Raw genomic sequence first — 10457 nt, forward strand, 5'->3', positions numbered from 1 at the left:
CGGGCCCGGACGGCTTCCTCGACGTGCACCGGACCGCGGAGAAGGTCGCCGGGGTGCTGGGGGCCTCGGCGGGCGACGTCGTGGTCTGCTCGACGGGTCTGATCGGTGAGCGGCTGCCGATCGGGACCCTCCTGGCGGGCGTCGACGTCGGCGCGGAGGCCCTGTCCACCACGGGCGGGCACGACGCGGCGGTCGCCATCATGACGACCGACACGGTGCCGAAGACGGCCGAGCTGACCATCGAGGGCGACACGGGCACCTGGAAGGTCGGGGGCATGGCCAAGGGTGCCGGCATGCTCGCCCCGGCGTTGGCCACGATGCTGTGCGTCATCACCACGGACGCGGTCGTCGACGCGGCGACCGCCGACGCGGCGCTGCGCAGCGCCACGAGCCAGTCGTTCGACCGCATCGACTCCGACGGCTGCATGTCCACCTCGGACACCGTGACGCTGCTCGTCAGCGGCGCGAGCGGCGCAACGCCCGACCCCGAGGCGTTCGCCGCCGCGGTCACGGCGGTCGCGGCCGACCTCGCGCGCCAGCTGGTCGCCGACGCCGAGGGCGCGTCGCACGACATCGCGGTCACCGTCGCGGGCGCGCAGACGCAGGCTGCGGGCCTCGCCGTGGCCCGCGCGGTCACGCGCTCGAACCTGTTCAAGGCCGCGATGTTCGGCAACGACCCGAACTGGGGCCGCGTGCTCGCGCAGGTCGGCACCGTCCCGGAGAGCGTCGCCGCTTTCGACCCGGCCGAGCTCGACGTGACGATCAACGGCGTGATGGTCTGCCGCGCCGGCGGCGCGCACGAGCCCCGCTCGAGCGTCGACCTCGCCGCGAACCGCGAGATCCACGTCCTCATCGACCTGCACGCGGGCGGTGAGGTGGTCACGGTCTGGACGAACGACCTCACCCACGCCTACGTCACCGAGAACAGCGAGTACTCCACGTGAGCGACGAGTTCGTGTTCAACACGCTGACCGACCTGCGCCCCGACCAGAAGGCCGAGGTGCTGATCCAGGCGCTGCCGTGGCTGCAGAAGTTCGCGGGCGCGCTCGTCGTGGTCAAGTACGGCGGCAACGCGATGGTCGACGAGGACCTCAAGCGGGCCTTCGCGCAGGACATGGTGTTCCTGCGCCAGGTCGGCCTGCGCCCCGTCGTCGTGCACGGGGGAGGACCGCAGATCAACGCGATGCTCGACCGGCTCGGGATCGAGTCCGAGTTCCGGGGCGGCCTGCGCGTCACCACGCCCGAGGCGATGGACGTCGTGCGCATGGTGCTCACGGGCCAGGTCTCGCGCGAGCTCGTCGGCCTGCTCAACGCGCACGGCCCGCACGCCGTCGGCCTGTCCGGCGAGGACGGCGGCCTGTTCCAGGCGCGCCGCCGCACGGCCGTCGTCGACGGTGTGGAGGTGGACGTCGGCCTCGTCGGCGACGTCGTGCACGTCAACCCGGGCGCGGTGCAGGACCTGCTCGACGCGGGCCGCATCCCCGTGGTCAGCACGGTCGCGCCCGACATCGACGACCCGACCCAGGTGCTCAACGTCAACGCCGACACCGCCGCGGCCGCGCTCGCCATCGCGCTCGGCGCCCGCAAGCTCATCGTGCTCACCGACGTCGAGGGCCTGTACCTCAGCTGGCCCGACAAGTCCTCGCTCGTGCGCCGCCTGCGGGCCGGCGCGCTCGCCGAGGTGCTGCCGGGCCTGGACTCGGGCATGCGACCCAAGATGGAGGCCTGCTGGCGTGCCGTCGAGGGCGGCGTGGGCCGTGCGCACGTCATCGACGGCCGCGCGCCGCACTCGATCCTCGTCGAGGTCTTCACCTCGGACGGCATCGGCACGATGGTGCTCCCCGATGAGGAGCCCGCAGACGCACCGTTCACCGCGCCGATCCCGAAGGTGCCGACCCCCGAGGTGACCGCATGACCGAGCTCAGCACCGGTCGCCACCGCGCGGCCGCACCCGTGGACGGCGGCCTCGCGCCGACCGTCGACGGCTCCGTCGCCCAGTGGACCGACCGCTACACCCACGCCGTGATGGACACCTTCGGCGCCCCGCAGCGCGTGCTCGTGCGCGGCGAGGGCTCGTACGTCTGGGACGCCGACGGCACGCGCTACCTCGACCTGCTCGGCGGGATCGCGGTCAACGCGCTCGGCCACGCGCACCCCACGCTGACCGCCGCGATCAGCGCGCAGCTCGGCACGCTCGGCCACATCTCGAACTTCTTCGCGAGCCCCACCCAGATCGCGTTCGCCGAGCGCCTGCTCGGCCTCGCGGGCGCCCCGGCCGGCTCGCGCGTGTTCCTCACGAACTCGGGCACCGAGGCGAACGAGGCCGCGTTCAAGCTCGCCCGCCGGACCGGCCGCACCCGGATCCTCGCGCTCGAGGGGTCGTTCCACGGCCGGTCGATGGGCGCGCTCGCGCTGACCCACAAGGCGGCGTACCGCGAGCCCTTCGAGCCGCTGCCCGGCGGCGTGGAGTTCGTGCCGTTCGGCGACACGGCGGCCCTCGAGGCCGCGTTCGACGGCGAGCCCGTCGCGGCGTTCTTCGTCGAGCCGATCCAGGGCGAGGCCGGCGTGCTGCCGCTGCCCCCGGGCTACCTGGCGCGGGCGCGCGAGCTGACCCGCGAGCACGGCGCGCTGCTCATCCTCGACGAGGTGCAGACCGGCATGGGCCGCACCGGCACGTGGTTCGCGCACCAGCTGCCGCACATCGGCGCGGGAGTCCTGCCCGACGCGGTGACCGTGGCCAAGGGGCTCGGCGGCGGGTTCCCCGTCGGCGCGCTCATCGCGTACGGCGACCCCGTGGCCACCCTCATCGGCCGCGGGCAGCACGGCACCACCTTCGGCGGGAACCCCGTCGCGTCGGCCGCCGCCCTCGCGACGATCGGCGTGATCGAGCGCGACGGGCTCCTCGAGCACGTCACCGGCCTGGGCGAGCGCCTGCGCACCCGGATCGCCGAGCTCGGGCACCCGCTGGTCGAGACGGTGCGCGGCGAGGGCCTGCTCATCGGCATCGAGCTGACCGCGGCCATCGCGCCGCAGATCGCCGCGCGAGCGCTCGAGGCCGGCTTCGTCGTCAACCCGTGCCGCCCGACGACCATCCGCCTCGCGCCGCCGTTCGTCCTGACCGACGAGCAGGCCGGCACGTTCGTCGACTTCCTCGCGGCCCTGCCGCACGACCTGGGGGCCGACGCATGACCCGGCACTTCCTGCGCGACGACGACCTGTCGCCGAGCGAGCAGCGCGACGTCCTCGAGCTCGCGCTCGCCTTCCGCTCCGACCGGTACATCCGCACGCCGCTGTCCGGCCCGCACGCGGTCGCGGTCATCTTCGACAAGCCGACCCTGCGCACGCAGGTCTCGTTCAGCACGGGCATCGCCGAGCTCGGCGGGTTCCCGCTCGTCGTCGACGGGAAGCTCGCGCAGATCGGTACGCGCGAGTCGATCCCGGACACGGCGCACGTCCTCGGCCGGCAGGTCGCGGCGATCGTCTGGCGGACGCACGCGCAGGAGCGCCTGCAGCAGATGGCGCAGCACGCGGGCGTGCCCGTCGTGAACGCGCTGACGGACGACTTCCACCCGTGCCAGGTCCTCGCGGACCTCGCCACGGTCGCGCTGCACCGCGGCGGCACCGGTCGGCTGGCCGGCCAGGTGCTCGCGTACGTCGGCGACGGCGCGAACAACATGGCGCACTCCTACCTGCTGGGCGGCGCGACCGCAGGAATGCACGTGCGGATCGGCACGCCGGACGGCTACCTGCCCGACGCCGGCATCCTGGCCGATGCGGCGCGCATCGCGGCCGAGACCGGGGGCTCGGTGAGCGTGCTGCACGACCGGGACGCCGCCGTGGCCGGCGGGGACGTCGTCGCGACCGACACGTGGATCTCGATGGGCCAGGAGGACCAGGCCGACGCGCGCGAGACGCCGTTCGTGCCGTTCCGCCTGGACGGCGCCGCGCTCGCGCTCGCCAAGCCCGACGCCATCGTCCTGCACTGCCTGCCCGCCTACCGCGGCAAGGAGATCACCGCCGACGTCATCGACGGCCCGCAGTCGGTCGTCTGGGACGAGGCGGAGTTCCGCCTGCACGCGCAGAAGGCGCTGCTGACCTGGCTGCTGGAGCGGGCATGAGCACCGCGACCGTCCCGCAGACGAAGGCCGCGCGGCACGCCCTCATCGGCGCGCTGCTCGCGCGCGGCGCGGTGGCCTCTCAGCAGCAGCTCGCGGACCTGCTCGTGGCCGAGGGCGTCAGCGTCACGCAGGCAACCCTCTCGCGGGACCTCGTCGAGCTGCGCGCCGTCAAGGTCCGCACGCCCGCGGGTGGTCTCGTCTACTCCGTGCCCGCGGAGGGCGAGGTCCGCGCCGCGCCGCCGGACACCGAGATGCTCGCGGCCCGCCTGGCGCGGCTGTGCGAGGAGCTCCTGCTCACCGCGGAGGCGTCCGGCAACCTCGTCGTGCTGCGGACCCCGCCCGGCGCGGCGCAGTTCTTCGCCTCCGCCATCGACCACTCCGTGCTGCCCACGGTGCTGGGCACGATCGCGGGCGACGACACCGTCCTGGTGATCGCCCGCGACGACCGGCCCGAGGCAGGTACCGCCCTGGCGGCGCGCTTCCTGGCGCTTGCCTCCGACGCGCGTCCCGACGCGCGACACTGAACCCCATCACCCCGCAGAACAGAAGGAAGAACCATGACTGAGCGCGTCGTCCTCGCCTACTCCGGCGGCCTGGACACCTCTGTCGGCATCGGCTGGATCGCCGAGGCCACCGGTGCCGAGGTGATCGCGGTCGCCGTCGACGTCGGCCAGGGCGGCGAGGACCTCGAGGTCATCCGCCGGCGCGCGCTCGACTGCGGCGCGGTCGAGGCGTACGTCGCCGACGCGCGCGACGAGTTCGCGTCCGAGTACTGCATGCCCGCGCTGCGCGCCAACGGGCTGTACCTCGACCGCTACCCGCTCGTCTCGGCCATCTCGCGCCCCGTCATCGTCAAGCACCTGGTGCGCGCGGCCCGCCAGTTCGGCGCCACGACCGTCGCGCACGGCTGCACCGGCAAGGGCAACGACCAGGTCCGCTTCGAGGTCGGCATCACGTCGCTCGCGCCCGACCTGACGTGCCTCGCGCCGGTCCGCGACCTGGCCCTGACGCGTGACAAGGCGATCGAGTTCGCCGAGAAGCACAAGCTCCCGATCGAGACCACCAAGCACAACCCGTTCTCGATCGACCAGAACGTGTGGGGCCGCGCGGTCGAGACCGGCTTCCTCGAGGACATCTGGAACGGCCCGACGAAGGACGTCTACACCTACACCGACGACCCGACGTTCCCGCCGGTCGCCGACGAGGTCGTCATCACCTTCGAGCAGGGTGTGCCCGTCGCGCTCGACGGCGTGCCCGTCACGCCGCTGCAGGCGATCCAGGAGATGAACCGCCGCGCGGGCGCCCAGGGCGTCGGCCGCATCGACATCGTCGAGGACCGCCTCGTCGGCATCAAGAGCCGCGAGGTCTACGAGGCCCCGGGCGCGATCGCGCTCATTGCCGCGCACCAGGAGCTCGAGAACGTCACGATCGAGCGCGAGCAGGCCCGCTTCAAGCGCAACGCCGAGCAGCGCTGGTCGGAGCTCGTCTACGACGGCCAGTGGTTCAGCCCGCTGAAGAAGTCGCTCGACGTGTTCATCGACGACACGCAGCGCTACGTCTCCGGCGACGTCCGGCTCGTCCTGCACGGCGGTCGCGCGACGGTCACCGGCCGCCGCTCGGACGCGTCGCTCTACGACTTCAACCTGGCGACGTACGACACCGGCGACACGTTCGACCAGGCCGCGGCCCGCGGCTTCATCGAGATCTACGGCCTGTCCTCCAAGCTGGCCGCCGCGCGCGACGTCCGCTTCGGCAACGGCGTGGATCTCGGCACGTCGGGCGGCATCGATGCCTGACGAGCTCTCGCCGGCGGGCACGGGTCCCGTGCAGCCGGCCGGGAACGTCTCGCTGTGGGGCGGCCGGTTCGCCGGCGGCCCCTCGGCCGCGCTGCAGGCGCTGTCGCAGTCGACGCACTTCGACTGGCGGCTCGCCGACCTCGACATCTCGGGGTCGGTCGCCCACGCGCGCGTCCTGAGCGCCGCGGGTCTGCTCTCGGCCGACGAGCTCACGGGCATGGTCGACGCGCTCGAGCGGCTGCGCACCGACGTGGCGGCCGGCGACTTCCTGCCGGTGCTCGAGGACGAGGACGTGCACACCGCGCTCGAGCGCGGGCTGATCGACCGCGCCGGTGCCGAGCTCGGCGGCAAGCTGCGCGCCGGCCGCTCGCGCAACGACCAGATCGCCACGCTCGTGCGCATGTACCTGCGCCGCGAGGCGCGCGCGCTGGCCCAGGCCGTGCTGGACGTCGTCGACGCGCTCGTCGCGCAGGCCGATGCCGCGGGCGACGCGCCGATGCCCGGCCGCACGCACCTGCAGCACGCCCAGCCCGTGCTGCTCGCGCACCACCTGCTCGCCCACGCGTGGCCGCTGCTGCGCGACGTCGAGCGCTGGGTCGACTGGGACCGCCGCGCGGCGGTGTCGCCGTACGGCTCGGGAGCCCTCGCGGGCTCGTCGCTGGGCCTCGACCCGGCTGCCGTGGCCGCCGAGCTCGGCTTCGACGGTCCGGTCGAGAACTCGATCGACGGCACGGCCTCGCGGGACGTCGTCGCGGAGTTCGCGTTCGTCGCGGCGATGCTCGCGGTCGACCTCTCGCGGCTCGCCGAGGAGGTCATCCTCTGGGCGACCAAGGAGTTCGGCTTCGTGCGCCTGCACGACTCCTACTCCACGGGGTCGAGCATCATGCCGCAGAAGAAGAACCCGGACATCGCCGAGCTCGCGCGCGGCAAGGCGGGACGCCTCGTCGGCGATCTGACCGGCCTGCTCACGACGCTCAAGGGCCTCCCGCTCGCGTACAACCGCGACCTACAGGAGGACAAGGAGCCGGTCTTCGACCAGGTCGACCAGCTCACGATCCTGCTCCCCGCGTTCGCGGGCATGGTCGCGACGCTGACCTTCGACTACGAGCGGCTCGCGTCGCTCGCACCGCAGGGCTTCTCGCTCGCGACGGACATCGCCGAGTGGCTCGTCCGCGAGGGCGTGCCGTTCCGCGTGGCCCACGAGGTCGCGGGCTCGTGCGTGCGGGCGTGCGAGGAGCACGAGCCGGCGATCGAGCTGTGGGAGCTGTCCGACGACGAGCTCGCGGCCATCTCGCCGCACCTGACGCCGGCCGTGCGCTCGGTGCTGTCGGTCGAGGGCTCGCTCGCGTCGCGGTCCGCGCACGGCGGGACCGCGCCCGTGCGCGTCGCCGAGCAGCTGGTGCGCGCCAAGGCCCGCGTGGCCGAGCTGCGCGGCTGGGCGTCCTGACCGCCCCCCCGATGACCGTCGCCGACGCCGTCGCCGCGGCAGCCCTGGCTGTCCCGGCACGGCTCGGCCCGGTGCGGCTCGTCGTCGTCGACGGGCCTGCCGGCTCCGGCAAGACGACCTTCGCGGCCTCGCTCGCCGAGTCCGCCGGGGCGCTCGTCCTCCACCTCGACGACCTGTACGAGGGCTGGTCCGGGCTCGACGGATCGCTCTGGCCGCGGCTGTCGGCTCAGGTGCTCGAGCCCCTGCGCCGCGGCCTGCCCGGGCGCTACCAGCGCTACGACTGGGGTCTCGGAGCATTCGCGGAATGGGTCGACGTGCCGGTCCCGCGCGTGCTCGTGATCGAAGGCTGCGGCTCGGGGCGGCGCCTCGTCGACCCGCTCGCCGCGGTGCGCGTGTGGGTCGAGGCGCCCGACGACCTGCGGCTGGTTCGCGGGCTCGCGCGCGACGGCGACGACGCGCGGGCGCACTGGGAGCAGTGGATGCGCGACGAGAGGGCGCACTACGCCCGGGAGAGCACCCGCGAGCGGGCCGACGTGCGCCTCGACGCCCTGGGGCGGGTCGTCCACGGCCCGGCGCTCGTGGACCCTGACGCGCCGGGGGTGCCCGGTGCGGCAGGATGAGCGGGTGAGCACCTGGCCAGGGGACGTCCCGCGACCGCCGGACGCAGCCGAGCCGGCGGCCTTCGTCCAGGTCCCCGCACGCGTCTGGTACGCCCGCGACGTCCACCTCGTCGCCCGTGACCTGCTCGGCACCTACCTCACGGCACGCTCGCCCGAGGGGGACGTGACCGTCCGCATCACCGAGGTCGAGGCCTACGGCGGCGACGCAGACCCGGGCTCGCACGCCTTCCGCGGTCGCACCGCGCGCAACGCGGTCATGTTCGCCGAGCCCGGCCGGCTCTACGTCTACCGACACCTCGGTCTGCACCACTGCCTCAACATCGTCGCCGAGCCGACGGGCAGCGCCGCGGCCGTGCTGCTTCGCGCCGGCGAGATCGTCGAGGGCTCGGCGCTCGCCTGGGCGCGCCGCGAGCGGGTCGGGGTCGTCGACTCCGAGCGCCAGCTCGCGCGCGGCCCGGCCCGGTTGGCCGTCTGCCTCGGGCTCGACCGCGACTCCAACGGCGCCGACGTCACCGAGGCCGGCGGCACCGTGGTGCTGCACCGGCACGAGACCGCCGTGCAGCCCGCCCACGCGAGCGGTCCCCGCGTCGGGGTCTCGGGGGCGGGTGGCGAGGGCAACCGCTTCCCGTGGCGCTACTGGCTGACCAACGAGCGCACCGTGTCCGCGTACCGGCCGGCGTATCCGCCGCCGACGTCGGTAGACGCCCCCTGAGGCGACGACGTCGGCCGTGCCCCACGCCCACGCCCCTTTCTTCTGGAGACACCCGTGAACCACATCCTCGACGAGCTCGAGTGGCGCGGCCTGATCGCGCAGACCACCGACCTTGACGCCCTGCGCACCGCGCTGTCCGACGGCACCGTCAACCTGTACTGCGGTTTCGACCCGACTGCCCCGAGCCTGCACATCGGCAACCTGGTCCAGATCCTGACCGTGCGCCGGCTGCAGGACGCCTGCCACCGCCCCTTCGCCCTCGTCGGTGGGGCGACCGGGCTGATCGGCGACCCGAAGATGGCGGGGGAGCGGACGCTCAACTCGCCCGAGGTCGTCGCGGGCTGGGTCACGCGGATCCACGACCAGATCGCACCGCTGCTGCGCTTCGACGGCGAGAACGCGGCGACGATGGTCAACAACCTCGACTGGACCGCGCCGATGTCGGCCATCGACTTCCTGCGCGACGTGGGCAAGCACTACCGCCTGGGCACGATGCTCGCCAAGGACACCGTGGCCCGCCGCCTCAACAGCGAGGCGGGCATCAGCTTCACCGAGTTCAGCTACCAGATCCTGCAGGGCATGGACTTCCTCGAGCTGCACCGCCGGCACGGGATCACCCTGCAGACCGGCGGCTCGGACCAGTGGGGCAACCTGCTCTCGGGCGTCGAGCTCATCCGCAAGGCCGAGGGCGTCGCGGCGCACGCACTGACGACACCGCTGATCACCAAGGCCGACGGTACGAAGTTCGGCAAGACCGAGTCGGGCACGGTGTGGCTCGACCCCGAGATGACGACGCCGTACGCGTTCTTCCAGTTCTGGCTCAACGCCGACGACGCCGACGTGGTGCGCTACCTCAAGGTGTTCACCTTCCGGAGCCGCGAGGAGATCGCCGCCCTCGAGGCGGCGGTCGCCGAGCGTCCTGCCGCTCGCGAGGCGCAGCGCGCGCTCGCGCACGACGTCACGTCGCTCGTGCACGGGGTGGCCGCCGCCGACGCGGTGGTCGCCGCGAGCCAGGCGTTGTTCGGCCGCGGCTCCCTCGAGGAGCTTGACCCCGCGACCCTGGGCGCTGCCGTCGCCGAGCTGCCCACCGCCTCCGGAGCGGTCGGCGACCTCGTGGTCGACCTGTTCGCCTCCGCGGGGCTGGTCGCGAGCAAGTCGGAGGCTCGGCGAGCGGTGAAGGAGGGCGGCGCGTCGATCAACAACGTGCGGGTCGCCGGCGACGACGCGGTCCTGCGCAGCGAGGACCTGCTGCACGGCCGTTGGGCGGTCATCCGCCGCGGCAAGCGCACCCTCGGGGTGGTCGACACCGGCGCCTGACCGTGGTGACCGGCGTCACCGCCTGGGGATTTGCCAGGCCGGGCCTCCCCGCGTAATGTTCTCGAGGTCGCCCGGCAGGGAGGAACGGACACCGAGGATCGAACCCCGGTGGCTGGTCCCGCAGGCGGCCGCCCCCGAACGCGATCCAGGAGCTTCGTGCGCCTCGGAACCGGACGGGTCAGGGCAATGAGCGTCACAGACCGGATGGTCTGGGGAGCTGGAAAAGCCCGCTAGAGTAGTGAAAGCCGAAAGGGAATCGCGCAAAACGATTCGCTGGAAGCGCCCGGTAAACCAGAGAAAACAATCTGGTAGGCTGGGAAAACGGAAAGCCTCTCGAGAAGGACCTGCGGGTCTGGACGAAAGAGCGTCTGTTCCTTGAGAACTCAACAGTGTGCCAAGTAGTCGATGCCATATGGCCCGCCATCGTGCGGGTCTTGGTTGAGACTG

The 10457-nt window shown here is 73.1% G+C and carries 10 protein-coding genes; all 10 read left to right on the top strand.

Features of this window, described 5'->3' with window-relative positions:
- Positions 1–944 (top strand): bifunctional ornithine acetyltransferase/N-acetylglutamate synthase (locus D1825_RS02565; protein WP_118765919.1); only part of this gene is annotated, 944 nt, incomplete at its 5' end.
- A complete protein-coding gene (gene argB, locus D1825_RS02570; protein ID WP_118765920.1) occupies positions 941–1915 on the top strand; it encodes an acetylglutamate kinase in 975 nt (324 codons plus the stop codon). The genes D1825_RS02565 and argB, both read left to right, overlap by 4 nt.
- On the top strand, positions 1912–3189 hold the full coding sequence (locus D1825_RS02575) for an acetylornithine transaminase (protein WP_118765921.1): 1278 nt from the start codon (positions 1912–1914) through the stop codon (positions 3187–3189). Before argB ends, D1825_RS02575 begins: the two co-directional genes overlap by 4 nt.
- On the top strand, positions 3186–4118 hold the full coding sequence (gene argF, locus D1825_RS02580) for an ornithine carbamoyltransferase (RefSeq protein ID WP_118765922.1): 933 nt from the start codon (positions 3186–3188) through the stop codon (positions 4116–4118). The genes D1825_RS02575 and argF overlap by 4 nt, the downstream gene beginning before the upstream one ends.
- Positions 4115–4642 carry an arginine repressor gene (locus tag D1825_RS02585; RefSeq protein ID WP_118765923.1) on the top strand — a complete coding sequence of 176 codons (528 nt, stop codon included), beginning with the start codon at positions 4115–4117 and terminating at the stop codon, positions 4640–4642. The genes argF and D1825_RS02585 overlap by 4 nt, the downstream gene beginning before the upstream one ends.
- A gap of 33 nt (positions 4643–4675) precedes the next feature.
- Positions 4676–5914, top strand: coding sequence for an argininosuccinate synthase (locus tag D1825_RS02590; protein WP_118765924.1), 1239 nt, complete (start codon positions 4676–4678; stop codon positions 5912–5914).
- Entirely contained in the window at positions 5907–7361 is a 1455-nt protein-coding gene (gene argH, locus D1825_RS02595; protein WP_118765925.1) for an argininosuccinate lyase, read from the top strand. Before D1825_RS02590 ends, argH begins: the two co-directional genes overlap by 8 nt.
- Before the next feature lie 11 nt (positions 7362–7372).
- On the top strand, positions 7373–7981 hold the full coding sequence (locus D1825_RS02600; protein ID WP_118765926.1) for a uridine kinase family protein: 609 nt from the start codon (positions 7373–7375) through the stop codon (positions 7979–7981).
- A gap of 4 nt (positions 7982–7985) precedes the next feature.
- Positions 7986–8693, top strand: coding sequence for a DNA-3-methyladenine glycosylase (locus tag D1825_RS02605; protein ID WP_118765927.1), 708 nt, complete (start codon positions 7986–7988; stop codon positions 8691–8693).
- A gap of 54 nt (positions 8694–8747) precedes the next feature.
- Positions 8748–10010, top strand: coding sequence for a tyrosine--tRNA ligase (tyrS, locus tag D1825_RS02610; protein ID WP_118765928.1), 1263 nt, complete (start codon positions 8748–8750; stop codon positions 10008–10010).
- The last annotated feature ends 447 nt before the right edge of the window (positions 10011–10457 follow it).

This window comes from Cellulomonas rhizosphaerae (assembly GCF_003470205.1).
Taxonomy (GTDB): domain Bacteria; phylum Actinomycetota; class Actinomycetes; order Actinomycetales; family Cellulomonadaceae; genus Cellulomonas; species Cellulomonas rhizosphaerae.

What these genes read in the sequence shown, in the direction of transcription:
- D1825_RS02575 (WP_118765921.1), top strand. Translation starts at nt 1,912, where the DNA reads ATGACCGAGCTCAGCACCGGTCGCCACCGCGCGGCCGCACCCGTGGAC.
- argF (WP_118765922.1), top strand. Translation starts at nt 3,186, where the DNA reads ATGACCCGGCACTTCCTGCGCGACGACGACCTGTCGCCGAGCGAGCAG.
- D1825_RS02585 (WP_118765923.1), top strand. Translation starts at nt 4,115, where the DNA reads ATGAGCACCGCGACCGTCCCGCAGACGAAGGCCGCGCGGCACGCCCTC.
- D1825_RS02590 (WP_118765924.1), top strand. Translation starts at nt 4,676, where the DNA reads ATGACTGAGCGCGTCGTCCTCGCCTACTCCGGCGGCCTGGACACCTCT.
- argH (WP_118765925.1), top strand. Translation starts at nt 5,907, where the DNA reads ATGCCTGACGAGCTCTCGCCGGCGGGCACGGGTCCCGTGCAGCCGGCC.
- D1825_RS02600 (WP_118765926.1), top strand. Translation starts at nt 7,373, where the DNA reads ATGACCGTCGCCGACGCCGTCGCCGCGGCAGCCCTGGCTGTCCCGGCA.